Source organism: Bacillus sp. 2B09 (assembly GCF_003946835.1).
Lineage (GTDB): Bacteria > Bacillota > Bacilli > Bacillales > Bacillaceae > Bacillus > Bacillus altitudinis.
Genome location: NZ_RPSG01000002.1, coordinates 372,996 through 399,269, shown reverse-complemented (window position 1 = coordinate 399,269; position 26,274 = coordinate 372,996). Strand labels below are relative to the sequence as shown.

General features: G+C 42.6%; 24 protein-coding genes. 7 read left to right on the top strand and 17 right to left on the bottom strand.

The features are described 5' to 3' along the window. Positions 1-98 precede the first annotated feature (98 nt). From EBQ12_RS07000 to EBQ12_RS06955, 10 genes are all read right to left on the bottom strand, one after another. Complete coding sequence (locus EBQ12_RS07000; RefSeq protein WP_008343219.1) at positions 99-920, bottom strand: carbohydrate ABC transporter permease; 822 nt, start codon at positions 918-920, stop codon at positions 99-101. Further along, a complete protein-coding gene (locus EBQ12_RS06995; protein WP_024719268.1) occupies positions 917-1,888 on the bottom strand; it encodes a carbohydrate ABC transporter permease in 972 nt (323 codons plus the stop codon). The genes EBQ12_RS07000 and EBQ12_RS06995 overlap by 4 nt, the downstream gene beginning before the upstream one ends. Positions 1,889-1,945: 57 nt before the next feature. After that, entirely contained in the window at positions 1,946-3,214 is a 1,269-nt protein-coding gene (locus EBQ12_RS06990; protein ID WP_125589470.1) for an ABC transporter substrate-binding protein, read from the bottom strand. Positions 3,215-3,313: 99 nt separating this feature from the next. Beyond that, positions 3,314-4,735: a response regulator transcription factor gene (locus EBQ12_RS06985; protein ID WP_125589468.1), complete on the bottom strand. Its 1,422-nt coding sequence runs from the start codon at positions 4,733-4,735 to the stop codon at positions 3,314-3,316. After that, positions 4,729-6,171 carry a sensor histidine kinase gene (locus EBQ12_RS06980; RefSeq protein WP_125589466.1) on the bottom strand — a complete coding sequence of 481 codons (1,443 nt, stop codon included), beginning with the start codon at positions 6,169-6,171 and terminating at the stop codon, positions 4,729-4,731. Before EBQ12_RS06980 ends, EBQ12_RS06985 begins: the two co-directional genes overlap by 7 nt. After that, positions 6,168-7,169 (bottom strand): sugar-binding protein, encoded by a 1,002-nt coding sequence (locus EBQ12_RS06975; protein ID WP_072367381.1) that lies wholly within the window; start codon positions 7,167-7,169, stop codon positions 6,168-6,170. Before EBQ12_RS06975 ends, EBQ12_RS06980 begins: the two co-directional genes overlap by 4 nt. Before the next feature lie 70 nt (positions 7,170-7,239). Then, on the bottom strand, positions 7,240-7,695 hold the full coding sequence (locus EBQ12_RS06970; protein ID WP_125589464.1) for a GNAT family N-acetyltransferase: 456 nt from the start codon (positions 7,693-7,695) through the stop codon (positions 7,240-7,242). A 109-nt stretch (positions 7,696-7,804) separates the two neighbouring features. Next, entirely contained in the window at positions 7,805-8,413 is a 609-nt protein-coding gene (locus EBQ12_RS06965) for a bifunctional 4-hydroxy-2-oxoglutarate aldolase/2-dehydro-3-deoxy-phosphogluconate aldolase (RefSeq protein WP_096881944.1), read from the bottom strand. After that, positions 8,385-9,401 carry a sugar kinase gene (locus EBQ12_RS06960; protein ID WP_125589462.1) on the bottom strand — a complete coding sequence of 339 codons (1,017 nt, stop codon included), beginning with the start codon at positions 9,399-9,401 and terminating at the stop codon, positions 8,385-8,387. Before EBQ12_RS06960 ends, EBQ12_RS06965 begins: the two co-directional genes overlap by 29 nt. An 86-nt stretch (positions 9,402-9,487) precedes the next feature. After that, positions 9,488-10,498: a LacI family DNA-binding transcriptional regulator gene (locus tag EBQ12_RS06955; RefSeq protein ID WP_125589459.1), complete on the bottom strand. Its 1,011-nt coding sequence runs from the start codon at positions 10,496-10,498 to the stop codon at positions 9,488-9,490. Between the two features lie 257 nt (positions 10,499-10,755). On the opposite strand from EBQ12_RS06955, the gene kduI reads away from it, so the two are divergent. The 5 genes from kduI (at position 10,756) to EBQ12_RS06930 (ending at position 16,178) form a co-directional block, all read left to right on the top strand. Further along, the gene (gene kduI / locus EBQ12_RS06950) at positions 10,756-11,583 is read left to right on the top strand and encodes a 5-dehydro-4-deoxy-D-glucuronate isomerase (RefSeq protein ID WP_017368169.1); all 828 of its coding nucleotides are present in this window, start codon (positions 10,756-10,758) and stop codon (positions 11,581-11,583) included. A 4-nt stretch (positions 11,584-11,587) separates the two neighbouring features. Beyond that, on the top strand, positions 11,588-12,361 hold the full coding sequence (gene kduD / locus EBQ12_RS06945) for a 2-dehydro-3-deoxy-D-gluconate 5-dehydrogenase KduD (RefSeq protein WP_125589457.1): 774 nt from the start codon (positions 11,588-11,590) through the stop codon (positions 12,359-12,361). A gap of 104 nt (positions 12,362-12,465) precedes the next feature. Next, positions 12,466-13,932: a spore germination protein gene (locus tag EBQ12_RS06940; protein WP_125589455.1), complete on the top strand. Its 1,467-nt coding sequence runs from the start codon at positions 12,466-12,468 to the stop codon at positions 13,930-13,932. Between the two features lie 3 nt (positions 13,933-13,935). Continuing rightward, positions 13,936-15,036 (top strand): GerAB/ArcD/ProY family transporter, encoded by a 1,101-nt coding sequence (locus EBQ12_RS06935; RefSeq protein ID WP_072367375.1) that lies wholly within the window; start codon positions 13,936-13,938, stop codon positions 15,034-15,036. Further along, positions 15,033-16,178, top strand: coding sequence for a Ger(x)C family spore germination protein (locus tag EBQ12_RS06930; protein ID WP_125589453.1), 1,146 nt, complete (start codon positions 15,033-15,035; stop codon positions 16,176-16,178). The genes EBQ12_RS06935 and EBQ12_RS06930 overlap by 4 nt, the downstream gene beginning before the upstream one ends. A 204-nt stretch (positions 16,179-16,382) precedes the next feature. On the opposite strand, the gene EBQ12_RS06920 is transcribed toward EBQ12_RS06930, so the two are convergent. Together EBQ12_RS06920 and EBQ12_RS06915 are read right to left on the bottom strand one after the other, a co-directional pair. Further along, complete coding sequence (locus EBQ12_RS06920; protein WP_125589449.1) at positions 16,383-17,780, bottom strand: bifunctional glycosyltransferase family 2 protein/class I SAM-dependent methyltransferase; 1,398 nt, start codon at positions 17,778-17,780, stop codon at positions 16,383-16,385. Between the two features lie 136 nt (positions 17,781-17,916). Continuing rightward, positions 17,917-19,281 (bottom strand): sugar porter family MFS transporter, encoded by a 1,365-nt coding sequence (locus EBQ12_RS06915; protein WP_089374136.1) that lies wholly within the window; start codon positions 19,279-19,281, stop codon positions 17,917-17,919. Positions 19,282-19,552: 271 nt separating this feature from the next. Between EBQ12_RS06915 and EBQ12_RS06910 the strand changes: the two genes are divergently transcribed. Beyond that, positions 19,553-20,518, top strand: coding sequence for an LCP family protein (locus EBQ12_RS06910; RefSeq protein ID WP_035389731.1), 966 nt, complete (start codon positions 19,553-19,555; stop codon positions 20,516-20,518). A gap of 348 nt (positions 20,519-20,866) precedes the next feature. Continuing rightward, on the top strand, positions 20,867-21,748 hold the full coding sequence (locus EBQ12_RS06905) for a Cof-type HAD-IIB family hydrolase (RefSeq protein ID WP_181362752.1): 882 nt from the start codon (positions 20,867-20,869) through the stop codon (positions 21,746-21,748). 56 nt (positions 21,749-21,804) lie between these two features. On the opposite strand, the gene EBQ12_RS06900 is transcribed toward EBQ12_RS06905, so the two are convergent. The 5 genes from EBQ12_RS06900 to pgsB all read right to left on the bottom strand — a co-directional run bounded on the left by EBQ12_RS06900 (position 21,805) and on the right by pgsB (position 26,133). Continuing rightward, on the bottom strand, positions 21,805-23,028 hold the full coding sequence (locus EBQ12_RS06900) for a C40 family peptidase (RefSeq protein ID WP_125589447.1): 1,224 nt from the start codon (positions 23,026-23,028) through the stop codon (positions 21,805-21,807). Positions 23,029-23,134: 106 nt separating this feature from the next. Further along, complete coding sequence (edmS, locus tag EBQ12_RS19330; protein WP_008343253.1) at positions 23,135-23,305, bottom strand: extrachromosomal elements maintenance protein EdmS; 171 nt, start codon at positions 23,303-23,305, stop codon at positions 23,135-23,137. Next, entirely contained in the window at positions 23,302-24,468 is a 1,167-nt protein-coding gene (locus tag EBQ12_RS06895; protein ID WP_017360004.1) for a CapA family protein, read from the bottom strand. Before EBQ12_RS06895 ends, edmS begins: the two co-directional genes overlap by 4 nt. Positions 24,469-24,486: 18 nt before the next feature. After that, positions 24,487-24,936 carry a poly-gamma-glutamate biosynthesis protein PgsC gene (gene pgsC, locus EBQ12_RS06890; RefSeq protein WP_007497520.1) on the bottom strand — a complete coding sequence of 150 codons (450 nt, stop codon included), beginning with the start codon at positions 24,934-24,936 and terminating at the stop codon, positions 24,487-24,489. Positions 24,937-24,951: 15 nt separating this feature from the next. Continuing rightward, complete coding sequence (gene pgsB / locus EBQ12_RS06885; protein ID WP_007497522.1) at positions 24,952-26,133, bottom strand: poly-gamma-glutamate synthase PgsB; 1,182 nt, start codon at positions 26,131-26,133, stop codon at positions 24,952-24,954. Positions 26,134-26,274: the final 141 nt, after the last annotated feature.

Sequence of the window (26,274 nt, the reverse complement as noted above, 5' to 3'; positions counted from 1 at the left end):
GATGAAAACTAGCAAGTCTCAACTTTTATTATGACGCTATCTAAAGAGAAGTCAATCCTTTCAGTACACCGAATGAAAACGATAACAAGAAAATCAATTTACCCTTTGACTGAGCCTGCAAGAAGCCCTTTCACAAAGTATTTTCCGAGTAGAATATAGACCAAAAGTGTCGGCAGCGCAGCCAAGATGGCCCCTGCCATTTGAACATTCCATTGCACAATTTGACTGCCTGATAAATTTTGCAACGCAACCATGACCGGCTGATTCTCTGCCGTGGTCATAGTAACCGCAAATAGAAACTCATTCCACACATTTGTGAACTGCCAAATGGCAACCACGACAAACCCTGTGATGGAAAGCGGCAGAATCATATGTCTGAAGATCCCGATAAATCCGGCCCCATCCATCTTCGCTGATTCAATCATTTCATCAGGAATGCTCACATAAAAATTGCGGAACATGAGTGTTGTGATTGGCAGGCCATATACGACATGGACAAGTACAAGTCCCGGAATGGAGTTATACAAGCCGATTTCACGTAAAAATTGAATGAGTGGAATGAGGATACTTTGGTATGGAATAAACATACCGAACAGCATGAAGGTAAACACCACTTCTGATCCTTTAAAGCGCCATTTAGACAGCACATAGCCATTCATCGCACCTAATACAGCTGACAATAAGGTAGCAGGAATGACTAGATAAAGAGAGTTCATTAAATTGGGTGATAACTTTTCAAAAGCGATTTTGTAGCTTGAGAAATCAAGTGTAGATGGAAGCGACCACATTCGCTCAAGGGTAACTTCACCTAATGGTTTTAAGCTTGTGACGAGCATGACATAAACAGGCATGAGAAAAAACAAACTGCACAGTATTAATAAAGCATAAAGAACTGGACGGACAAATCCTCTTGCGGTCATGATGAAGCCCCCTTCCGGCTAGACAGGAGATACGGCACGATAAAGACTGCAACAGAAATCAGCATAACGATCGCAATGGCGGCACCACCTGCATAATGGTTTCCTCTAAAGGTCATTTCAAACATATAAACACCTGGCACATCGGTGACAAAGTTTGCACCTGGTCCTGTCATCGAGTAAATCAAATCGAAGATCTTTAAAGAAATATGTGCCATGATAATGACGACACTCGCTGTGATTGGTTTTAACAGCGGGAAAATGATTTTCCAGTAGATTTGCCACTCGGTTGCGCCATCCATTCTAGCAGCCTCTCTCACTTCCTCTGGAATACCTCTAAGACCAGCCAAATACATCGCAAGTGAGAACCCTGTCATCTGCCACACAGCAGCGATGACAACTGCAATCATTGCTGCCGGTACACCAAACTCAATTTTCCCCCAGACAAATCCAGCTAAAATGTTCGTATCTGTGTACCACTTGGGCTGGATGCCGAGTGTTTTTAAAAACAGATTCACCCCAGTTGATGGATTTAGGATCCATTGCCACACAACACCTGTGACAACAAAGGAAAGGGCCATCGGAAAGAAAAAGAGATTCCGAAAAAGTGATTCCCCCTTGATCTTCTGGTCTAGTAAAATGGCCAGTACAAGCCCAGAAGCAATGACTGCTCCAATAAAGAATAATGTAAAAAAGACCGTGTTCCGAAGATCTGACTGAAAGCGAAAATCTTGAAACAGCATGACATAATTTTTCATACCTGCGAAAGAAAAATCAGGAACAAGCGAGGTCCAGTTCGATAATGAAACATATCCTGTCCAGCCAATAAATCCGTAAACAAAAATGAATAATAAAACAGCTGACGGTGCTAAAAACAGCAGGGCAAGCAGCTGGTCTCCATTCCATTTTTTCCGAACACGTTTCACTTTTGCTGCTGGTGTTTTTGTGATCGGCGATGTGTCCATGCGCATGAAGCTACACTCCTTTTTTAAAAAAGAGGCGGCCGTTAGGCACCGCCTCTTTCATCTTTATTTCATTGAATCTTTTAAAGAAGAAACGAACTGGCTGCTGTCTTTTTGTGTCACGAAAATATTGACGGCTTGGTTCGCCTTCGTGACAAAACCTTCTTCAGCAGCTGAGCCATGCGCAAGAGACGGTGCCAGCTTTGACTCTTTAAACGCCTTCATTGCCGATTTTCCGTATTCATCATATTTTGATACATCTGCATCCACACGAGCCGGAATTGACCCTTTCAGCGGATTAAACGCATCCTGTCCTTCCACAGATCCTAAGACAGATAAGAATTTTTTCACGTTTTCTGGCTGTTTGACACCCTTCGGTAGTCCGAATGTATCCGTGATGACCATAAAGCTGCCCTCCGTACCAGGAGTTGTCACGTATCCAAAGTCTTTATTCACCTTCAAATCTAGATCATTCACAAAATATCCTTTTGCCCAATCGCCCATGACATTCATTGCAGCTTCCCCTTTTGCCACGAGTTGTGAGGCATCCTGCCAGTTACGCGAGCTATGATCGTCGTTGACGTACTCGAGCATACGTCCAAAGATGTCTGCCGCTTCCTTCACTTTTGCATCATCCATTTTTAAGTCGCCCGCCCAAAGTTTTTGATAGTCATCTGCACCTAATACACCTAGAAGAACGCTCTCAAACAAATGAGTCGCTGCCCAAGGTTCTTTATCCCCAAGCGCAAGAGGAGTAATCCCTTTTTTCTTTAAGGCATCGGCTGTTTTGAAAAATTCATCAAACGTCGTTGGCGGCTCTAAGCCCTGATCTTCAAATACTTTTTTGTTATACCAAAGCACATTGCCTCTGTGAATATTCACTGGAACGGAATAGATTTTCCCGTCTTTGCTCACAAGGTCAATCAGTGATTCTGGAAATTTATCCTTCCAGCCTTCTTTTTCATATAGATCATCCAGCGGCTCCATTTTACCTGCGGCTACCCAGCTCTCATTCAGCTCTGCTCCCCCGTGTACTTGGAAAGTAGCTGGCGGATCATCTCCTTGCATCCGGCTTGTTAGAACAGCCTTTGCATTCGTACCAGCGCCACCAGCGACAGCTGCATTTTCAATTGGAATGTCTTTATTTTTCTCTTCAAACAATTGAATGAGTGCCTTCAGTCCGTCTTCCTCACCTGCACCAGTCCACCAAGAGAAAATTTCTAGTTTCTCCGCTCCGCCCTCTTTTTTTGCATCTGAGTTCGTCGATGAACTGCAAGCAGAGACGACCAGCATACAGAGTGCCAATAAAGTAAAGCCTAATTTAAACTTCATCATGGATCCCCCATCCCCATTTTGTAAGCGTTATCAAAATAAGTATACTGGCAGATCCTTGCCTTTTTTCAGGCAAACTTCTTCACTTTTTTATGAAATTCTTCATTTTTTTACGACCTGTTTTCGATATTCCTTCGGTGAACAGCCAACCATTTTTTTAAACACACGACTGACGTAATTCGGATCAGTATATCCTGCTTGATAGGTGATTTCTTTTAAACTAAGCGAACTCTCTTTCAGTAGCTTCTTCATTTTATCCATCCTACAGGTCGTCACATATTCTTTAAACGTCAGACCTGTCTCATCCTTAAAGCGTTTGGTGAAATACGTCGGGCTTAAGTCAACATAGGCGGCCGTTTGCTCCAGCGTGATATGTTCGCAAAAATGTGTTTGAATGTATCGTTTCGACCGTTCTATATCATTCACCGTCTGGGTTCTTGCTTCATACAGATCAAATAAATGTTCACAGCATTGGCGGCATTCTGTTTCTGTAGTGATAGCTAGAATCGGCACATCTGCACGTAGTCGTGATTTGAGTAAAATGAGCAGCTCTTTCACATGAGAAATGGTTGCCCCTTCTAATTGGAAGGCATCATAGTAAGCAAGAGCATCATCTCTTCTCCCTTCTTCTAGTGCCAGCATCATGTCATCGGCAAGCTCAGGCAAGTTGATCAATACGTAAGATTGTCTATCTGTATAGTAAAAGCCATAACGAACCGCACCGTCATCTTTTTTTCGCTGATAATAGGAAAGCTTCGCTTCTGCCGCACTTTTCTGAAGTTGAAGTGGATTTGAGACAAGATGACCCATGCCAACAATGACAGGGGAATGCTGCTCGCTTGTCATAGCAGCGCGAATCGCTTGCAGTACATTCGCCTTTAGATGACCAGGTGATTGACAGCTGTAAATCAAGCATGTAAACAGCTCACCGCTCACTTTGATAGGCACTGCTTGAAAAAGAGCAGACTCCTGCAAATGATTCAGGAGTTGATCCCCGCCTGTCCGCTGAACAGCGATCACTAGACCTGTTTGAAAATCCTGAAACAGCCGCTCAAACGCTGTGGAGGAATAAGATTGACCGTTCAACACATGAGCTTCCAGCCATTTTGACTGCTGATTGACTTTCTCCGCCTGCCGCAGGGAGACCTCCTGCTGAATTTCTGCCGCAACAGAACGAATCGCTGTAATGGTTTCGTCTTTATCAGCTGGTTTGACAAGGTATTGTTTGACCCCTTCCTGCATGGCTTGCTTGGCATAATCAAATGTATCGTAGGCTGTCAGCATAATAAATTTAGTATGAGGACAGCTTGCTTTGATCTGTTTGATCGCTGTGAGTCCATCCATGCCTGGCATCTGAATATCCATGAGCACAAGGTCAATTGACTTAGACTGCGCCAATTCCACCGCCTTTTTTCCATTCGCAGCTTCCCCTGCAATATGACAGTCTGGCAGCCATTCGGTCATGAACTTACGCATCGCCATTCGTTCAATTTTTTCATCATCCACAATCAGCACGTTCAGCATGCTCGTTCCTCCTTGATTGGTATTGTCAATTGAATGGTGGTCCCTTCGTTTGGCTTTGAATCAATTTGAAGGGCATCCTGCACTCCGTAAAACAAACGCAGCCTCGACATCACATTTCGAAGACCAATTCCTGTCGAGTGACCTTTACTACGTGTGTCTGAATGATCTTCTTCCTCTTGCGATAGCAATCTCTTTTTCTCTTGATCACTGATGCCAAGTCCATTATCCCGAATCCGAATCATGACAAAGCCACCATCTCGATCAATAGAGAGCTCTACAAGCCCCCCTTCCTCTTTTGGTTCTACCCCATGAATAAAGGCATTTTCGACAAGCGGCTGCAATGTAAGGCTCGGAATGTGAACAGATAGACACGACTCATCTATGGTCGTTTTGCATGTAATACGATCGGAAAATCTTGCTTCTTGTATATGAAAATATTCTTTTACCACTTTCACTTCTTGTTCTAACGTAACAGATGCGCTGAGAGGAGATAGCGAATACCGCATCAGCGTAGAAACGGATTGTATCAATCTCGATGTCGCATCAGCTGATTCTAAGTACGCCATACGTGAAACGATGTTTAAAGTATTAAATAAAAAATGTGGATTCATTTGGTTTTGTAGTGTTTTCAGCTTCATGTCTTTAATTTTCTGATCTAAAGCAGCCTTTTGTTTCATCTCTTCAATCATGACCTTCATCTCTCGCCGCATTCGCTCAAAGGCATGATTTAACACAGAGATTTCGTCCTTTGATGACACATGCAAATTCGGACCGTCAAAATTTCCTTCTGATACTTCTTTAGCACTTCGAGACAGATGAACGATCGGTCTTGAAATTCCACCCGCAATGATATAGGCCATCCATAAAGCGATGCCTATCGATAATGTAAACAGACATAGAGTAAAAAGCGCATACGTTTGATGTCTTTTTTGAAGGGATTGGTAGAGTACTTGATACTCAGATAATTCATCATCCAAAAGAGTCATTGTCTGCTCTTGGATATAAGAGGACACGGTTCTTACTTCTTTCACACTTGCAGCATATTCTTTGATTTTCCCTTCTTTGACATGATTCATTGTCGCATCACTTTCGTTTATGAGCGTCCGCATCATATATCGATATTTTTCAATGGAGGGGATGGCGGCATGAAGCCCTGCATCTTTGAGCAATGCTTGATCATATGATGTCATTTTCTGTTTTGATTCAGCATACCCCTTGGCAAACGCCTGATCCTTTTCGATGGCAAAGGCGTTGACCTTTTCATACATCGTTTTTGCCTCTGTCGAAATATCATTCAGCAGGAGAAAGGAACGAAAGCTCTTGCTATATTCTGATGTGATTTTTGAACTGCTCCAATACACAAAAAAAGCGGCCACATTACCAAGGAGCACAAGAATTAAAAATGCCAATAATAATTTACTTCGTATTTTTCTCATGGCTGAACCCCCTGTGGTCTTTCCGTTTGATGAAGGGGCAGGTCTCCTCGCCGAATCACACTCGTCCCTGTGTACTGAAGCGGTTCTTGTTTATCCCCTTGTTGCAAACGAACAAGAGATTCAACCGCTTGATAGCCCATTTCATAAGGGTGCTGTACAACCACTGCATCAATTTTCCCATCATCCAGCGCTTGAATCGTATCAGGCAGAGTATCAAATGCGAGCACATAAACATCTTTAGACGAATGATATTGCTCTGTTGCTTGAATAATGCCAACTCCGTCTAATGCACTTGTTCCATAAAATGCGGTGAGCTGCGTATGATCATTTAACAATTTATACGCAGCACCGGAAGCACCTGATTTCGTAATCGCCGACTCTTCTATTCCAGCAATATGAATGCGTTTCTCACCAGAAACGGCATCTCGAAACCCCTTCACGCGAAGCTTCTGGTGAATCGCATCAAGCCGTCCCGTCACAATGCCCACATACTGTTCGCCTTTTGTATCGGCGATGAGTGCCTGTCCGGCGATAAAGCCAGAATAATAGTTATCTGTTCCGACATACACTTGACGCTTACTCCCCTCTGCATCGGTATCGACTGTGACGACATCTATACCTTTCTCTCTTGCTTTTTGAAAGAGCGGTTTGTATCTTTTTGCATCAAGCCCTTGCGTCATAATGCCATCCACATGACCAGCAATCGCCATATCAATGGTTTTTAGGTGATCATCCAAATCAGCCTGCTTTGGACCTAGGTATTCAAGATACACCCGATGAACTTCCGCCGCATCAGCAGCTCCCTTTTGCACCAATTGCCAATATTCATTATCAAGTTCCTCCGGTACAAGAACAAAGTGATATTGATAAGTTGATACCGTCTCATCGGAAGCGCTTTCTATTTTAACTAAATCTTGACCTAATACAGATAAAAAAAGAACAGATACGACACAAAATGTGAGAAATGCGCCCATTCCGAACAACTTCGACCATTTCATTCACATTCTCCTCCTTCCATTGTTGCCGCATAAAAAAAGAGCTGCTTATAAAAGCATACTCTCTCGACCTCTATAATTCCTTTGTCATAAATAAACTGTTCGGATCTTCTTGGTATGAACCAAAAGGCGGACAATATTGAAATCCAAAACTTTCATATAAATTTCTTGCCGGTTCAAAGAAAGCAATCGCACCTGTTTCAAGGCTGACTCTTTTATACCCCCGCCGCTTCGCCTCTTGGAGAAGGTGGGTCAACAGATGCTTCGCCACGCCTTTTCGCATATGGGCTGCTGCCGTTCTCATCGATTTGAGTTCACCATGTTCACTTGATAGCTCCTTGATGGCTCCGCAGCCAAGAAGCACCTCTCCATCCCTTGCACTCCATACTGTGACATCATGTTTTTTCAGATCGTCTAACGGAAGGGCATGAATGCTTTCTGGCGGTGAATGTTTTTTCATCTCTTCTAAATGAGCTTTAATCAATTGTTCAATTTGACCATCTTTTAGTTCATCTTCTTGAATGTACATATCGACCTCTCCTTTATGCTCATTTTATGTGAAAAGAAGCGCCTTCCCATCTTTTATGTTAGATAAACGAACAAACAACCGGCAGTCATCAGCCGGTTGTTTATGTGAACTACATGATGGTGGAAGAAAGAACAGCCTGTAATTCTTCTGCTGTACTGCTTTCAAGCTGGCTGCCGACACCTACTGCCACGGCTCCTGCTTCAAGCCACTTTGGCACATCGACTGGATGAATGCCTCCTGTTGGGATGAACTCAATCTCTGGAAACGGACCTTGCAAATTTTTCATATAGGACAAACCGAAGGAGCCGCTCGGAAAAAGCTTTAACACGCTGTATCCATTTGCTTTTGCCTGCATAATTTCACTCGGGGTCAAAACACCTGGCACGTAGAGTGTATCGTGAAAAGATAGGTGCTCTCCGATAGTAGGAAGATATCCAGGGCTAACGATGAATTGAGAGCCGGCTTCAATGGCTGATTGTGCCTGCTCAAGCGTTGTAATCGTTCCGGCTCCGACAATCAAGTCGTGGTCATGCTGGTAAGATGCAATGATCCGCTCTGCATTGGGCGTGGTATATGTCACTTCGATGGCCCGCACCCCTTTTTTCTTTAAACGACCAATCATCTCTATCCCGTCTGCTTCACTACCTGCTCTGACCACCGCAATGAGTTTACAAGCTGCGAGCTTCTCTTTAACGCTCATACTTGCTGACTTTCCCATACCTCTCATCTCCCTTCATATCGTGTCGCCTTTGATATCGTTTGGCTTCTTTTATAAATGCCTGAAGCTCTTTTCGAGTCGGCAGGCCCTCGTGATCTCCTGGGGACATGACTGCAAGTGCTCCAATGGCATTGCCTCTTGCAACCGATTTTTCATATGATAATCCGTCCAGCAGACCGCTCATCACTCCCACTGCAAATCCATCACCAGCTCCGACTGTATCCACGACATGAGACACATGGAAACCATCCACTACACCTTGGCCGGATGCACTTTTGAAATAGGCTCCTTCCGCTCCCAGTTTAATGACCACAAGCTTGACACCTTTTTGTAAATAAACATCCGCAATCGCTTCCGGCTCATGACATCCTGTGAGTCTTTGACCTTCTGCAAGCCCTGGAAAAAACCAATCTACTTGAGCAGCCATCTGGTTCACCGTATGAATCATGTCTTCTTCCTCTTCCCATAGTTGAAGTCTCAGGTTCGGGTCAAAGGAAATGGTTTTTCCTGCTTCTTTCATTTCTTTAAGGGCATGAAAAGAAAACGCTCTCATTTCACTAGACACAGCAGGCGGGATTCCGGTCATATGAAGATGTCCTGCCTTCTGAAAATAAGTGGACGGGAAATCGCTTGGGTTCAATGTGCTCGCAGCAGAGCCTTTTCGGTAGTACGTCACATCAGGGTCTCCATCGATGACTTTTGATTTCAGCAATATCCCTGTTTTGGCTCCATCATTTGAACGAAGTACTGCCTTCGTATCGACCCCTTCTTTTTGAAGCTCTTCTAAAATAAATGTACCAAGTGAGTCCGCCCCGACCTTGCTCATCCAGCCTACGCTAAAGCCTAATCTTGCCAAGCCGACCGCAACATTACTCTCTGCACCAGCAAGTGCTTTTTGAAACGTATGCACTTGGTGAAGCTCGCCAATTTCTTTTGCATAAAACATCGCCATTGATTCCCCAAATGTGATCACATCCAATGCTTTCACTCATTTCTCCCCTTTCTTGGTACCGGTTTCAAAATAGTTGAAAAAGAGAGAGCATGCACGTATGTATACTCTTCTCTGCCTGACGTTTATAAAGATTTTCTCACAATGATTTCTCCATCAAGTTGAATGGTCTGGGGTGCACTCTTATCCCCTTCAAGACGCGTCTTGATTTTTTGCATCGCCGCTTTCCCCATCTCATGAGATGGCTGCGCCACCGTAGTGATGCCTGGCCCGATCAGCTTATACCATTCTGTATCATCAAATCCGGCAATGCCTATCTCTTCAGGAATCTTCACCCCAAGATCGACGAGTTCACTGATGAGTTTCAGCATGAGTAATCCATTGCCTGCTAAAATCGCTTTTTTCTGATGGTTTGATTGTAAAAAACGACAAATCTCATCTCGCATTTGTTCCTTTTGCTTCAAATTGATTTCTGCAATCATAGGTGTCTTATGTTGACTCATGGCCGTCTGTTCATAGGCTTCTTTTCGTTCTTCACGAGGACTAATCCCATCGACAGGCTCAGTAAAGAAAGCGATATGTTCGTAGCCTTTTTCATACATCTGATGAAGTAGACGAGCCGTGATGTCACGGTTATTCGTTGTGACGGTATCGACCTTGAGTTCAGGTAACTTACGGTCAACAAGAACAATCGGTACACCGTTTTGCTTAAAGTCTTGCAAAATGTCATTGTTTTGACCGGTCGTATTGATGATTAGCCCTTCAATATAATGAGCATGCAGCTTCAGTAGCATTTCTCGTTCTTTTTCTGGACGATTATCTGTGTTGCACACCATGATGCTGTATCCATATTCATCACAAATCTCTTCCACACCACGAAGTGTCGCAACAGAGAACGGGTTCGTAATATCAGCCACAATAAAACCAATGACCTTGCTCTTTCTTACTTTCAATCCTTGGGCAAGCTGACTCGGACGGTAATGGAGCTCCTCAATGGCTTTTTTAATCTTTTTTACCTTTTCAGGGGAAATTTCATTTGTTCTGCCATTGATGTATCTGGATACCGTTGATTTTGAGACACCTGCATATGCTGCAACTTCGTTAATGGTGACTTTCGTTTGCTTTTTCTCTTTCATACAAAAAACTCCCAAGATCGATCTTCTTATTCATTTCGAAACCGATTTCAAATAAACTTAAAAAAAGCATACCACAAGTTTAGCTGTATCAGAAGATTTTTTTCATAAAAATGAAGAAAAAAAGCTTTTATTCAATTAAAGAAAGCGATTTCAAATTAACGGTTGACGCCGCTCTCTTTTTCCTCTAGAATTTTCCTTGAAACCGATACCAAATAAGACAATCATATGTTTCAGATGGAAAGGGAGGCTTATCTCAAATGGAAAATCGTTATGCTGTACATCCTGAGCAGGTCAAACGTTTTACAACAGAGGAACTTCGTCGTCATTTTCATATTCCGACACTCTTTGTCAGTGGTGAATTGAAGCTATATTATTCGCATGAGGACCGTGTGGTGATTGGCGGTGTTATGCCGACATCAGAACCGATCAAGCTAGATGCCGGCGACTTTTTACGTACAGAATATTTTCTTGAAAGACGGGAAATTGGCATTGTAAATGTCGGCGGCCAAGGTACGGTTACAGTCGATGGTGAGTCATTTGTGCTGGAGCATAAAGATTTCTTATATATCGGACTTGGACACGAACATGTACAGTTTGCTAGTTCATCAGGTGAGCAGGCCAAATTTTATCTTGTGTCAGCCACCGCTCATAGAGCATATCCGACACAAAAGGCTGCGATCGCTGAATTAACACCGAATCATTTAGGGGAAGCATCCGCCTCAAACGTACGGAATCTGTATCAGGTCATTCATGCAGATGGCATCCAAAGCTGCCAGCTTATGATGGGCATCACTCAGCTTGAAACCAATAACACATGGAACACGATGCCTGCTCATATACATGACCGGCGGATGGAAGTGTACTTATATCTTGATATAGAGGAAGACGCACGTGTCTTTCATTTTATGGGGGAGCCATCTGAAACGAGACATCTCGTTGTAGCAAATGAAGAAGCCGTCATCTCACCTGCCTGGTCCATTCATTCAGGCTCAGGTACCGCAAATTATTCATTTATTTGGGCAATGGCGGGAGAAAACTATACGTTTAAAGATATGGACTTTGTCCCGATGGACCAGCTGAGGTAATGAGATGACGACGACATCATATGTAGCGTCCCTCTTTTCCCTCGAAGGCAAAACAGCTCTTGTCACAGGTCCTGGAACTGGTATTGGGCAAGGTATTGCCGTAGCGCTTGCCCGTTCAGGTGCAGATATCATCGGCACCTACCACCATACGCCGCTTGATGAAACAAAAGAACTTGTCGAACAGACCGGCAGATCATTTCATGCGATTCAAGTAGACTTTTCAGATCCAAAGTCCGCAAAGCGGGATGTTGATGCCCTTTTAAAGCAGTATTCAATTGATATTTTGATCAATAATGCTGGGACCATTAAAAGAGAAGAGGCCGCTCAATATTCAGAAGAAAATTGGCATACTGTGATGGATGTGAATATCAACAGTCTCTTTTTCCTCACGCAAAAGGTCGGACAGCAGATGCTGAATAAAGGGCAAGGGAAAATTGTCAATATCGCTTCCCTTCTATCATTTCAAGGCGGTGTCTTTGTTCCCGCTTATACAGCAAGTAAGCATGCTGTCGCAGGTTTGACGAAAGCTTTTGCAAATGAATGGGCAAGTCAGCATATTCAGGTCAATGCGATCGCGCCTGGTTATATTGCAACCAATAACACGCAAGCCATTCGTGACGATGCGAACCGGAATGAAGAGATTCTGAAACGAATCCCCGCTGGACGCTGGGGACGGCCTGAAGATCTAGCAGGTGCTGCCGTCTTTCTCAGCTCCCCTGCCTCCGATTATATGAACGGTCATATTTTAGCCGTAGATGGCGGCTGGCTGGCGAGATAAACATGTGAAGGGAATTCCTATTTTAGGGGATTCTCTTTTTTCTATTTGCATAATTCTTCTCCTTCCGAGTCACTCTATAAAAAAAGACATGAGGGTGAGGTATTATGAAAAGTCGTATTGAACAAGATATAGAGTCCGTCATTCAGCGTGTCAAAAGCTTTGCCGGCAAAAGTGATGATATCGTGTTCCACTCTTTTTCATTTGGTCCTTCCGCTGTCTCTGCATGTCTCGTGTACGTTGAAGGACTCACAGAATTTGAGATGCTTTCCAAACAAATTATTTCACCTATGCAAAAGGAACTGACCATCACCGAGGTCGACCACACCACACTTTCTTCCCTTTCTAAAACGTTCTTTGGTATTCAAAATGATGTGCTGGAAGATATGAACCTTGCCACCCAGCAGTTATACAGCGGCAGGGCTATTTTATTTGTGGATAGGGCCACTCAAGCGCTTGCGCTCCATACGAATCTTTTTCAATTTAGAGAAGTAGAGGAGCCGCAATCAGAAGTCCTTGTAAGAGGACCCCGGATTGGATTTATTGAAAATCTTGAAAAAAACACGGCATTGCTTCGTGAACGGGCAAACGATCCGAATCTTGTCATTCAAAAGGTGAACATAGGTACTCGTAACAAGAAATCTGCTGCTCTTGTGTATGTTCGTGATATCGCAGACCCCAAACTAGTAGATGATGTATTCTCTCGTATGAAGCAAATCAAAATGGATGATATTCCTGAGAGCGGCTACATAGAACAGCTGATTGAAGACAGTCATATCTCTATTTTCCCGCAGATTCAAAATACAGAACGTCCTGATCGGGTGATTGCCTCTGTGCTCGAAGGAAAGGTGTCTATTTTGCTCGATGGGACGCCGTTTGCCCTCATTATGCCGATGACACTCACTGCCTTGATGCAATCACCGGAGGATTATTATCAAAGATGGACAAGTGCGACTCTTTTGCGTTTGCTCCGTTATATTGCCGTGCTTTTGACGATCTTTTTACCGGGACTCTATATCGCCCTTGTTTCCTATCATCCTGGTTTATTACCAACACGAATGGCACTGACCATCGCAGGCAGCCGGCAAAATGTGCCCTTTCCTCCTGTAGTGGAAGCCATTTTGATGTCGTTTACGATTGAACTGCTGCGGGAAGCTGGACTTCGTCTTCCTAGGGCGATCGGGCAGACGATTGGACTGATTGGCGGCGTCATTATTGGACAGGCGGCTGTCCAAGCCAATATCGTCAGTGCCTTAATGGTCATTATTGTGTCTCTGACGGCACTAGCCGATTTCACTGCTCCATCATATGATTTCAGCTTCCCCTTACGCATTCTGCGGTTTATGGCGATCTTCAGTTCAGCCATGTTTGGATTATACGGCCTCATCATGTGTTATTTATTTGTACTTTGTCACTTGATGCAGCTAAAGACCTTTGGTTTTGACTATTTCACACCTGTTTTGTCTTCACCGTTTTCAGATTTAAAAGATACGTACGTTCGTTTACCAATAGGGCTATTTAAATCAAGACCGAAAACAGCCAAGACAAAAAATCTCAAAAGACAAGGAGAGTAAACGATGTACAGAGCTGAGAAGCTATCATTGTTACAAGTCACCATTCTGTGCAGTTCTACAATGATAGGCGCTGGAATTTTAACCATTCCTCGCAGTTCTGCCAATTCAGGATTCCCTGATGGCTGGATCATTGTATTAATACAGGGAGTCATCTTTGCTTTCGTTGCTTTTTTGCTAGGTTGGATTGCGGAGAAGAATGCACCGGATACCATTTTTGAATCGAATACAAAAGGAGCCGGTGCATTCTTTGGCACGATCTTTAACCTAATGCTGATCGGTTATTTACTAGCCATTGTTGGCTTTGAGGCGCGTGTACTTGGGGAAGTGGTTCAATTTTTCCTGCTGCAATCGACCCCGATGACCGTGATTGTGATGATTTTTTTACTGGTGGCCACCTATCATTTAAAAAGTGGCATTTTTCCGGTAGTGAAAATGGTGACATATATTTATCCGATGACCATGATCATTTATATTGGGCTCATGCTGTTTAGTTTGAAAATATTTGATTTTGATTACTTACGCCCAGTAATGGCTCATGGGTTTAAAGATTTTAGTAATTTGTTCTCTCAAACATTTATTCAATTTACAGGCTTTGAAGTCATTTTGTTTGTCGTACCGCTTATCTATAAAGACAAATGGTCAAAAGCGAAATGGGCCGCAGCGATCGGTGTAGGGATCACCACACTTATTTACTCCCTCACGCTCTTTATTGTGATTGGTTCCATGACGGTTGGAGAAACGAAATCACTCACCTGGCCCACTGTCTCCCTCATTCAAGCGCTAGAACTAGAAGGGGTCTTCATTGAACGCTTTGATATTTTCTTACTGACGATCTGGACGTGCCAGCAGTTTATTTGTATGCTTGGCTTTTTCCAATTTGCTATTAAAGGCTGTCAAACGGTGTTTAAGACAACCAATTTAACGAGACTGCTATGGTTGCTGTTTTTGCTGACCTCAGCTCTCTCTCTTTTTCCGAGAAATATCAATGAAGTCTTTTACTACTCGACTTTACTCGGCTATGCATTATTCGCTGTTTTGGCGATTCCTTTTATAACAGCTATTCTGCTCATGATACGTAAAAAATGGGGAGGTCGATCTGCATGAAAGGGAGGCGTTTATTGCTCATCTTTTTGTCTTTCTGTCTTTTGCTTTTATCGACAGGTTGCTGGGACTTAAAGGATATTGAGAAATTATCGTTTGTGCGCGGTGTTGGCATTGACGAGGAAGATGATAACGGAGTCAAACTCACCTATCAAAACCTTGTCCCTAAAATGGGCGGAACACAAGAAGCAGATTCCCCTGGCTATGTGAATGTCGTCTCAAAGGGGAAAAATGTACTGGAAGCAGTCAGCAATGTCGCTTTGAAGGACCCGCCGATTTACAGTGATCACCTTAAAATCTTTTTGTTTGGCAAAGATCAAGCTGAACATCATGATATTCAAGGGACACTCAACCACTTTATACGAGATGATGAGGTTCGAAGAAGCAGCTACCTCTTAGTGTCACGCCATGAGGCTTCAAAAGTCATCAATCAAAAATTAAAATCACAACAGAGGGTTCCAGTCGAGCATATTTTTGAAACATCAAAAAACCGGAGCTTTAACGGGAAGATTTTACTGCCAACACGTATTGGCCGAGCGTCGGATTACTTTCAGATGGGTACAAGCTTTCTTGTCCAAAGTGTGGATGTCGTAAACGGAGAACTCACCTATGATGGTGCAGGCATTATCCATGGGAAAACGCGAAAGCTGATAGGATTCATACCAGCAAAGGATGTCCAATCTTTAAACTGGGTCATGAATCGCATCTCAGGCGGAGTCGTACCCGCCACCTACAAAGGCTTTCCGATTACGTATGAAATCAAGAAAGCAAAGTCCAAGATTGAACCCTATCTGAAGAACGGAAAGATTTCCTTTAAAATTAGTGTACAAACAAACGGGAAACTATCAGAAGATCAATATCCCCCTGAAAACTCATACGATGAGCAATACATCAAACGATTTGAGCGCATTTTTGAACGCAAAATCAAAGAGCGCATTCAAAAAGCTGTCAATCACATGCAAAAAGATGTGGGCGTTGACCCGATCTTTTTAAACCGGCAGGTGCGCATCAAGTATCCAGACTTTTGGGATCAGCACCGCAACGAATGGGATACACTATTTCAAGAAGTAGACATTGCATATGACGTAAAAGTGAGCATTTTGAACTTTGGTGCAGAAGGCGCAACGAAAAGCTTTAAATGGTAGCGCAAGAGGCGGATGACCGCCTTAGATGGTTGACAAAGGGCTAAAATGAACTTTGTTTTAGCCCTTTGTCTTCTTTTCAGCATGATAGAAAACCTTTGCAGTCTAGGAAGGACGAGTACCGGAGCAGAGCGAATGAAGGATTCGCGAGCACCGGCGCAGAGGACTGACAAAGAATGCGAGGGTTTGCCTACACGCTGAGGCGGATTACCCGGAGGAGGGATCGCCTTTTTTACGTGCAACGATCAAAAGCTGATAGAGCGTCACTTGATCAGATAATGCTTTTGTTTGAAAGCCAAGTGACTCTCCTACTCTCGCCACTTCGTCAAAAAACAATTGAACGTTTTGATCAATTGGCACATTGATGGGCTGTTCAATCACGCGATGAAACAAATGGTCTGGAAAGAGCGCCCGCATTGTATTTGGTGTGAAAAATCTCATATGTGTTCGATCTAAAATCCCCACATCTTGATACGTAAAATCACCTGCCATTAAAGGCAGCAGTACTTCCGCATGCATCATATTAGGTAAGCAGCAAATGATCACGCCACCTGGTTTTAAAGACGCATGCGCTTGAGCAATCATCTGCCATGGATCTGACACATGCTCTAACACATCAGAAAAGATCACAGCATCAAAAAAAGCTTCTTTCTCTGACCAAGGATACGCCTCCGCTTTTGTCTCAATCACTTCTTTGTAATACGCCTTTGCCATCTCTGCTTTTAATGCATCCGCCTCTACTCCGTACATGTCAACGGACTGCCGGTTGATCAGTTCAAGCCCTGTCGCCCCAGCACCGCAGCCAACATCCAGCACACATCCGGCATCCTCAGGGAGCAGTGCTGCAAAATATGGATGGGGCGTTATCAGATTTAAATCAATGCCCCATTTATCTAAAAAACGAAGCCTGTTCTCCGCAAACAACGTAGAGATGTTCGTTTCTTCATTGGCATTGAAGGTAGCATGACCATGATGATGCACAAAAGAATCATGGACGATTTGCAGCTGGTACCCCTTCAGCAATGAGCGCAGACAAAGGTCATCATCCTCAAATGATCCATATACAAACCTCTCATCAAATAACCCTACATCCTCGATCAGCTCTCTTTTGACCAGCAAACAAAAACCAACAAGTCTGTGCACATATGTTCTTTGACCTTTTCTCGAAGCCGTATATGCCTTTGCAAAGGCAGGAAGCTCCTTCACATCTGTGTAAGATGGCTGAACGAGCTGAGGACCACTTACATAATTGGAGACAGGCCCTACCATGCCAATACACTCTGATGCAAAAAGGGCTTCTCTTAAAGGCAAAAGCCAGTTTTCGGTCACAATCGTGTCGTTATTTAAAAAAAGAAGACTATCTCCTGTTGCTTTTTTCGCCCCTTGGTTACAGCCCTTGGCAAAACCTTGATTCTTCTCGTTGTCAATCAACACGACATCTTCCAGTTGTCTCACATATTCCTTTGTTCCGTCTGATGAAGCATTATCCACGATAATGAGTTCATATTCATCACGCCGAGTATGCTTCTTGATACTGTCGATACATTTTTTCGTTAGGTGCAGTTCATTGTACGTCAGCATCACAATGCTCGTTTTTCCTTTCATCTCATTTCCACCTTTCGCCCGCCTGTTCCATATGTATGTCATAGGCAGCACGTTCAGAAGATGAGTGATTGTCCTTTCTTGATTAAACGTTTGTTTAACAAAGGAAGACCAGCTGCATGAGGCAGCTGGTCTTTTTTCATACCGTTTCCCCTTCGTCATTCACGACGGCACGGTTTCTCTTTTTTAAATCTTCTTCAATCTCTTCAAGACTTTTCCCTTTCGTTTCTGTGACTAAATATTTCACAAATAAGAAGGCACCTATGCCGATGGCTGCATAAATAAGGAAAAGGTTACTGATGCCAATTGCACTTAATAAGGTTGGGAATGTGAGCGAGATGATCAAATTCCCTGTATGCAGTAGGAAGGTCGATACCCCCGTACCGATTCCCCGGACATGTACTGGGAACAGCTCCGGCAGCATCACCCATACGACCGGGCCCCAGCTGACAGCAAAAATGACGATGAAAAGTCCTAAACATATAATTGTCGTCCACCCTGCAGCTGTTGATCCCTCGAAAAAACGATTGACCACTGCTAGAACAATCAAACTAAGAACCATCCCTACATTTCCAAATAGGAGTAACGCTTTCCGCCCGACACGATCAATGATTTTAATCGCAACAAACGTCATGACAACATTGACTGCACCAATTCCTACAGTTCCTAAAATGGCTGCTGAATCGCCAAAGCCGACACTTGTGAATGTTTTTGGTGCATAATAAATAATCGTATTTGTCCCAATAAACTGCTGTAAAAAGGCTAGACCGACACCAGCAATTAAAGCGGGGCGCACCCATGGTTCGAGTAATTCCTTAAGACCGCCTTTTTCTTCACTTTCTGCTTTTTGAATATCCGCAATTTCGTCTTCAACTTCTTGCTTGCTTTGTCTAAGTTTTGACAATATTTCTTTCGCCCGGTCCGCCTGTCCTTGGACAAACAGCCAGCGAGGACTTTCTGGCATAAACAAAATACCACATAACAAGAGCACAGAAGGAACAACGGCAATTCCAAGCATCAGACGCCATGCCTCTGCATCTGCTAAAACGTAGTTCACAATATAGGCAAGAAGAATACCAAATGTGATCATGAGTTGGTTTAATGAGGAAAGTGCCCCTCTTGATTCCTTTGGCGCAAGTTCAGATAAATACAATGGAACAATCGTCGTCGAGCATCCGACAGCAAGTCCTAGCACGATTCGAAATAAGACCATGACCTCCGTATTCGGTGCAAGGGCTGTTCCAAATCCGCCGATAATAAATAAAATGGCTGCGGCGATTATCGCTTTTTTCCGTCCGAATTGATCTGTCAGTTTTCCAGAAAGAGAAGACCCAAGCATCGCCCCGATTAAAATCGAGCTGACCACAAGTCCCTCTGTAAATGCATTTAAACCTAAATCCTCTTTCATAAATAAGATAGCGCCAGAAATGACACCTGTATCGTAACCATATAAGGCGCCGCCAAGTGCGCCGAAGAAATAAAGCCACCCATTCCGATTTTTCATGATCATAACCCCTCTTTTATCTATGTAATGACTGGATGTTTCTCTATGAAAAATCATTTTCCTCACTTCCTGTCATTTCAAACATTTCGATGTTTTATGACAAATATATTTCATTTGCGTATCATTGAAACTTTTTTAGATAAGGAAACGTCAATTAAGCGTTAGTGAAAAAAATGTCGCACTATATCCCGTTTTAAGGTATATTTGTTTTAGTTTGTAAGCATGAAGAAGGACATCTTTACTATAAAATCATAGCGAGGGTTTAAAATATATGGATCAAACAAGAAGTAAACGCAAAGGCAAAAAGCGTTTAAAACCATGGGTGAAAGTCACTCTTTTTATTTTTGGTATTCTTTTACTGACAACCGCTTCTGTCACCGGCTATGCCTACTATAAAGTGACAACAGCTGCGAAAAAAGCACAAGTCTCTCTAGACCGCGGTGCACAATCTGTCAAACGGATTGAAGCATTTGATCCTGGGAAAGACAGCTTTTCTGTCTTGCTGCTTGGCATTGACAGCAGACCAGGCGAAACCGTCAAACAAGCACGAAGCGATGCAATGGTATTAGCGACAGTGAATCGTACGAATAAAACCGTGAAATTATTAAGTATTCCAAGGGACTCATATGTTAATATTCCAGGTCATGGTTATGACAAAATTACACATGCACACGCATTTGGTGATGCAGACCTCACGGTGAGTACAGTTGAGAATTTACTAGATATCCCTGTCGACTTTGTGATTGAAAGTAATTTCAAAGCGTTTAAGGAAATTGTGAACGAATTAAACGGTGTTTCCGTTAACATTAAAGATGAATATGTTGTGAAACAGATTCTTAAAGATACAAAGGGCAAAGTTCAGCTGCAAACGGGTACTCACACACTAGATGGTAATCAAGCTCTCGCTTATGTGAGAACAAGAAAAGCAGACAGTGATCTCATGCGCGGACAGCGTCAAATGGAAGTTTTAAAAGCCATTTTCGATAAATCAAAATCAGTAACGTCTATTCCGTCTTATGACAATATCATAGATACTCTAGGTGATAACGTCTCAACTAACCTGTCAATGAAAGAACTAGTTGGTCTTTTCCCACTACTCACTTCATTGAAATCTGTTGATACGATTCAACTAAAAGGATCTGATTACCAGCCAAATGGCGTTTATTATTACCAATTGGATCAAAACCAACTGAACGAAGTCAAAACAGAATTGAAGAAACAGCTTGAATTATCATAAAAACAGAAAGCGTCCTTTTGGGCGCTTTTTATGTGTTGAAAAAGGTGTTTGCCCTTTTTCTTCTTTTCAGCGTGATAGAAAACCTTTGCAGTCTAGGAAGGACGAGCACAGGAGCAGAGCGAATTTGACATTCGTAAGCACCGGAGCGCAGGACTGACAAAGAATGCGAGGGTTTGTCTACACGCTAAAAGCGTCCTTTTGGGCGCTTTTTCTTATATCCTTGATCAATTGACCATTTTTGTTTAGCCTTAAAGAGAGGAATCCACGATCCGACTCTTTCATGAGAATGAAGGAAATCGTACATACTTTGAAGAGGCTATTGCATGAATGAAGGAGGATATAACAGCAATGAAAAAAATGATTGCGATTGATTTAGACGGTACACTCTTAAATACGAAAAGTGAAATATCCGCTCAAAACCGGCAGGCATTGATTCGTGCGAAGGAAGCTGGATATATTGTGACCATTTGTACAGGGCGCGCGACTTTTGATGTAAAAGAGCTTCTCGAGGATTTGGATATTCCCATCATTGCGGCAAACGGAGGAACTGTCCATACAGAAGGGTACAAGCTCTTCAGCAGAATCACCCTTGATCAAGAAGCTGGTAGACGTGCCGCAAAGGAATTAGTGGAACGGAATATTTATTTCGAGGTCTATACAGACGATGCCCTCCTTTCCCCATTTGATGGAAAAGATAAGCTCAAAGCTGAATTTGATATGATCAAAAGCGCCAATCCTAACGAGGATGTAGCTGATTTATGGGAAGGGGCGATGACTCAATTTAAACAGTTTGGCATCAAACCTGTCGATGACATCCGTCAAATTTTCGAGTCGAATGAACCAACCTATAAATTACTATGCTTCTCATTTGATATGAATAAGCTGCAAGAAGCACGAGATCTTCTTTCTAAGATGCCTGAGCTCTCCTTGACCTCATCTGGAGAACATATCATTGAGGTACTGCCAAAAGAGTCAGGCAAAGGACATGCCCTCAAGAAACTTGCAGCCCATTATGGCGTAGACCGATCCAATATTTATGCGATCGGTGACAGCCCTAATGATCTATCCATGTTCGATGAAGCAGGACACAGGATAGCGATGGGGAATGCGGTGGATGTCATTAAAGAAAAAAGCACCTATATCACAAAAGGCAACCATGAAGATGGCGTCGCCTATTTTATTGATCTGCTTTTGCAGAATCAATTTCAAGAAAAAAAGACGCTTGTCTGATCAGCGCCTAGTGAGAAGTCGAGAAGTCCGATCTGAGCATTGATCGGGCTTTTTCTTTATTTTTTAATTCTAACAGCCGTCTCATATTTATCCTTCCAATACGTACTTGTTTTCATATTGGTAATGACAACGCCATTTGAAACCGTCACATGAATGACTTGATTTGAACCAGCATAAATGGCTGGCATCAACGAAGTCCCTTTAAAAAAGACAAGATCTCCTGGCTTTAGTTCCGATCGTTTCACAGGTGTACCTGCTTTAACTTGTCCCGGCGCATAGCGAGGCATCTCCATTCCAAGCACTTCTTGATAGATATACTGCGTGAATCCTGCTGTATCAAAGCCTTGCTTTGGGCTCGCACCACCTTTTACATAAGGTACTTCTCCAATATACGTAGCGGCTTTTGATACGACTGGGTCTTCTTTCGCTAGTTTCAGCTCAGTTAATCGTTTCGCACCTGTCCATTTCTCACGCCAATACGATTCAGACAAATAAGAAATCGTCACACTTTCCGAACGGCTCGCATGAATAAAGCGGTCTCCTCCGATGTACATGCCTACATGTGAAATTCCTTTTTTATACGTGTTGCTAAAAAAAACAAAGTCTCCAGGGCGAATATCGTCTCGTGCTACTTTCTCTCCAACCATCCATTGCTGCTCAGCACTTCTTGGTAAATAAATCCCAAGTGATTTTTCAAATAAATATTGTAAAAAACCTGAACAATCGAATCCTACTTTTGGATCTGATGCCCCGAATACATAAGGGATTCCTAAATATTTCATCGCATCTTTCACCAGTTGATCATCCGACATCTCTTGGGAGACAGGCAGCCGTTTGACCGCATAGAACCGATCGGTCCAATATTTACTTTTGCTGACATCTGTTTTCACCACCCCTTGACTGAGTGTGATGTGGATCACTTGATCATTTCCAGCGTACAAAGCAACGTGTGTCGGGATGTCTTTTGTTTCTTCAAGACTGCGAAAATAGACAAGGTCTCCGGGCTTCGCTTTTTCCCATGATACGTTTTCACCGATTTGGTATTGATCGATCACCTTTCGCGGCAAATCAAATGCACCTGTTGTTTTGTATACATATTGTATAAAGCCAGAAGCATCAAAGCCCGTTTTCGGATCGATTCCTCCTTTATAATAAGGCGTGCCTATCAGCGTTTCCGCTTGTTTTAAAGGAGATGTTGTTTGAGCAGACACCTCTGTTTGGGACATAAACATGAGTCCTACAATGGCACATCCTCCAAGCAGTATTCCTTTCCATTTCATCCTCTCTTCCCCCTTTCTTTTATAGTTTCGACATGACCCCTTTCATTTTACACCTTTTTCCGTCAAAAAAGAGCACGCCTCGCGTGCTCTTTTCATCATCATTTCTTTATTTACTCGCTTCCGCTTTTGACTGCTTTTGCTGTTCAATTTTCTGCATTTCAACCGAGATCTTTTGTTTCTCATGATCTGTGAGGCTGTCACTAAATTTAAAAGCAGACATAAAGACAAAGACTAAAATTAACGCAACAAACGGCCAGCTTGCTTTAAGGAATTTCATTTTTTATCCTTCCCCTCGTTTTCTTTTAATGTTTGAACTTTATCAGAATGATCGACTTCAAAGAAAATATGTCCGTCTTTTTCTTTCCAATCCGCATTCGTGCCATTTGTCAGCATACGGATAATCGATTTTGATTCAAGAGATCCTGCTTTGACTGGAGCAGGTGTCGCTTCTTTGATGTACATTGGAACCACTTCAAATGTCGCTTTTCCATCTTCATTCAGATGATACTGAACAATGGCAGAATCACGTGTTCTTGACCAGCCTTGGTCAAAAATAAAGTTCCCCAAGCTATAGAAAATCGCTGTTCCGTTATAGACTTCCATCGGCTCAAGAACGTGCGGGTGTGCACCGATAATGATATCAGCACCAGCCTTTGACATCGCTCTTGCCAGCTCTCTTTGTCTGTCGTTTACTTCATTGTTATATTCCTGTCCCCAGTGCGCATGAACAACAACGATATCTGCCTTTTCAGCAGCTTGTGAAATCATCGGAATAAAGATAGATGGATCAGCTGGTAGAATACCTGCCTTGCGATTTGTTGCTTTAAAATCTTTTCCATAGACATCTGTAAAACCAAGGGTAGCGATTTTAACGCCATTCACTTCTTTGTATGAAATGTTCTGCTTCGCATCATTGACGTTGCGCCCTGCCCCTGTATAATCCATGTCAGCTTTTTCAAAGGCATCAATCGTGTTATTTAAGCCTTTTTCACCGTAGTCTGCTGCATGGTTATTCGCAAAGTTTAGTACAGAGAAATTCAAATCCTTTAACGCTTGTACAGAATCTTCATCTGTTTTCAAATGAATATTCTTTTGTGCTGCCTGTTCCTTATCTGAAGCCACTGGATGCTCAAAATTCCCAGTTACATAATCTGATACATCAAAATACGGCTTCGCATAGCGGAACAGGTGCTGCTTTCCATAACGGTCTGTTACTTTCTCTACATTTCTTCCAAACATAATATCTCCGACAAACGAAGCGGTCAGGATGTTTTCTGGATTCTTTTCTACAGTTGGTACTTGTGCTTTCCCGATAAATGTAAATAGAAATGTACAAGCAATGACAATCGGTAAAGCAATCAGTACGTGTTTATTCGTCTTTTTCTTTTGGTTCTTTGTGATTTTCAGCAGCTTTTCCTGAAAGCTCAATTTTTTATTCATCATTGGACACACCTTATCTTAAAATAGATAGTAAACATACATGATGGCAAATGTTGCACCACTTAGAAGTAATGTGCTTCCAAGGGTAATCGTAAGACCTTGCTTTTGAATCGTATTCGCAATCAATCCAGGCACGATGATTCCGATTCCGCGGAATTCTGCTATTTCAAAAGGAACTACTGGATAGAAGAAATCAAATATGAGCTTTAAGGCAATTCCTGTAATCAGCATCGCCGCAAACTTTCTGCGTCCGTACAAAATCATAAATTTCGATAGACCAAAACGAACGATCACATATGTCAACAAGCTGACAGATAAAACAACTAAAATGAAGACTGGCTGGTTAAAGACGAGCGCCAGATAACCTGGAACAACCAACCCAGCTGGTACGATTCCTGTTTTTTCTGCAAAGATTAAACTGAGTAGAACACCTAAAATTAACGAGATATAAAGATCTGATCCGAACATTTTCTATATTTCCTCCTAGCTGACAAGCTGCTTAATTTTGTATTCTTGAATTTTTTCGATTAAAGGTTCAGCGGCGCCGTGAATATTGCCGACTCCATAAACCACTCGATTATGAAGCTTTTTCTCAAGCATGTTCATAATTTGTTCTGTAGATTGATATTCAAGGTTGTGTAAGTGGTCAGCCGGAATTTTTCCATCCTCAAATGCCTTCACAATTGGATCTGTCGTTTCACCAATTAAGACAAGATCACTTGCTTCAATATAAGGAAGTACATCCTCCGCAAACTGGATCGTTCTATCTACGCGATCCGCACGACAGTTCATGATAATAATCGGTTCATCTGTTGGATACCCAATTTCCTTCACACGCTTCCAAATGTTCAATGTAGATGCTGCGTCATTAGCCGCAAATCCATTTACAAAATGTCCAGGTGTTTTTGCGTCCATTAATGGAAGAATTCTCATCGCTCCTGGATCAGGCGGCGCATTTAACATGCCTCTGAATGCCGTATCTTCATCAATTCCCAATGCTTGTGCGACACCAAGTGCAAGTGAAGCATTATCCGGGAACACCATGTACTCAAATTTCCGTAAATACTCATCGGTAATCTTGGAATTATCTGCAACAATCACTTCAGTATTGCGTTTTTTCGCAATCTCTTTAAAGAAATCTGTATATTCACTATCCGTAATAACCAAGTGCCCATTGTAAGGAATTGTCGCTGTAAAGGCTTCAGCTATTTCATCAAGAGTTGGCCCCATCACATCCATATGATCTTCAAGAACGTTTACGATCACACCAATATTCGCTTGAAGCAGCTCTTCCTGAAAGATAATTTGGTAATCTGGATTCACCGCCATACATTCACTGACGATGGCATTTGCTCCTCTTTCAACGGTTTCTCTCATAACTTCTTTCTGCTCTCCGATATTTGGTCCTTGCGGTTTCCTTTTAATCGGTTTCTCTTCTGGCGTATCCCAATAAATCATTCTTGCATCCGTTCCTGTTGTTTTGCCGACAGTTTTATAACCTGCCTCCATTAAGATACCGGTTGTCAATCTTGTAACGGTAGACTTTCCGCGTATACCATTAATATTGACGCGTACCGGCAGGGCATCGATATTTTTCTGATGACGCTTCTTTTCAATAAAGCCAATCCCTAACATGATGACACAGGCTATAACGATTAACCACATCGCTTATCTACATCTCCTTTTTTTATGAGTGTGATATGTAAATTCAATCAACAGTATATAGGTTCAGCATAAAATCACAATCGGTATTATGTAACATAATCTTTCACTTCCTCGTATGCCAAATTCCTCTAAACAGAAGGC

Coding starts and splice junctions, on each gene's coding strand:
- EBQ12_RS06910 (WP_035389731.1), top strand. CDS start 19,553: ATGGATCAAACAAGAAGTAAACGCAAAGGCAAAAAGCGTTTAAAACCA.
- EBQ12_RS06915 (WP_089374136.1), bottom strand. CDS start 19,281: ATGAAAAATCGGAATGGGTGGCTTTATTTCTTCGGCGCACTTGGCGGC.
- EBQ12_RS06940 (WP_125589455.1), top strand. CDS start 12,466: ATGAAAAGTCGTATTGAACAAGATATAGAGTCCGTCATTCAGCGTGTC.
- EBQ12_RS06905 (WP_181362752.1), top strand. CDS start 20,867: ATGAAAAAAATGATTGCGATTGATTTAGACGGTACACTCTTAAATACG.
- EBQ12_RS06975 (WP_072367381.1), bottom strand. CDS start 7,169: ATGAAATGGTCGAAGTTGTTCGGAATGGGCGCATTTCTCACATTTTGT.
- EBQ12_RS06990 (WP_125589470.1), bottom strand. CDS start 3,214: ATGATGAAGTTTAAATTAGGCTTTACTTTATTGGCACTCTGTATGCTG.
- pgsB (WP_007497522.1), bottom strand. CDS start 26,133: ATGTGGTTAATCGTTATAGCCTGTGTCATCATGTTAGGGATTGGCTTT.
- EBQ12_RS06980 (WP_125589466.1), bottom strand. CDS start 6,171: ATGAGAAAAATACGAAGTAAATTATTATTGGCATTTTTAATTCTTGTG.
- EBQ12_RS06900 (WP_125589447.1), bottom strand. CDS start 23,028: ATGAAATGGAAAGGAATACTGCTTGGAGGATGTGCCATTGTAGGACTC.
- EBQ12_RS06930 (WP_125589453.1), top strand. CDS start 15,033: ATGAAAGGGAGGCGTTTATTGCTCATCTTTTTGTCTTTCTGTCTTTTG.
- kduI (WP_017368169.1), top strand. CDS start 10,756: ATGGAAAATCGTTATGCTGTACATCCTGAGCAGGTCAAACGTTTTACA.
- edmS (WP_008343253.1), bottom strand. CDS start 23,305: ATGAAATTCCTTAAAGCAAGCTGGCCGTTTGTTGCGTTAATTTTAGTC.
- pgsC (WP_007497520.1), bottom strand. CDS start 24,936: ATGTTCGGATCAGATCTTTATATCTCGTTAATTTTAGGTGTTCTACTC.
- kduD (WP_125589457.1), top strand. CDS start 11,588: ATGACGACGACATCATATGTAGCGTCCCTCTTTTCCCTCGAAGGCAAA.
- EBQ12_RS06965 (WP_096881944.1), bottom strand. CDS start 8,413: ATGGGAAAGTCAGCAAGTATGAGCGTTAAAGAGAAGCTCGCAGCTTGT.
- EBQ12_RS06935 (WP_072367375.1), top strand. CDS start 13,936: ATGTACAGAGCTGAGAAGCTATCATTGTTACAAGTCACCATTCTGTGC.
- EBQ12_RS06985 (WP_125589468.1), bottom strand. CDS start 4,735: ATGCTGAACGTGCTGATTGTGGATGATGAAAAAATTGAACGAATGGCG.
- EBQ12_RS06920 (WP_125589449.1), bottom strand. CDS start 17,780: ATGAAAGGAAAAACGAGCATTGTGATGCTGACGTACAATGAACTGCAC.
- EBQ12_RS06970 (WP_125589464.1), bottom strand. CDS start 7,695: ATGTACATTCAAGAAGATGAACTAAAAGATGGTCAAATTGAACAATTG.
- EBQ12_RS06895 (WP_017360004.1), bottom strand. CDS start 24,468: ATGAATAAAAAATTGAGCTTTCAGGAAAAGCTGCTGAAAATCACAAAG.
- EBQ12_RS07000 (WP_008343219.1), bottom strand. CDS start 920: ATGACCGCAAGAGGATTTGTCCGTCCAGTTCTTTATGCTTTATTAATA.
- EBQ12_RS06955 (WP_125589459.1), bottom strand. CDS start 10,498: ATGAAAGAGAAAAAGCAAACGAAAGTCACCATTAACGAAGTTGCAGCA.
- EBQ12_RS06995 (WP_024719268.1), bottom strand. CDS start 1,888: ATGCGCATGGACACATCGCCGATCACAAAAACACCAGCAGCAAAAGTG.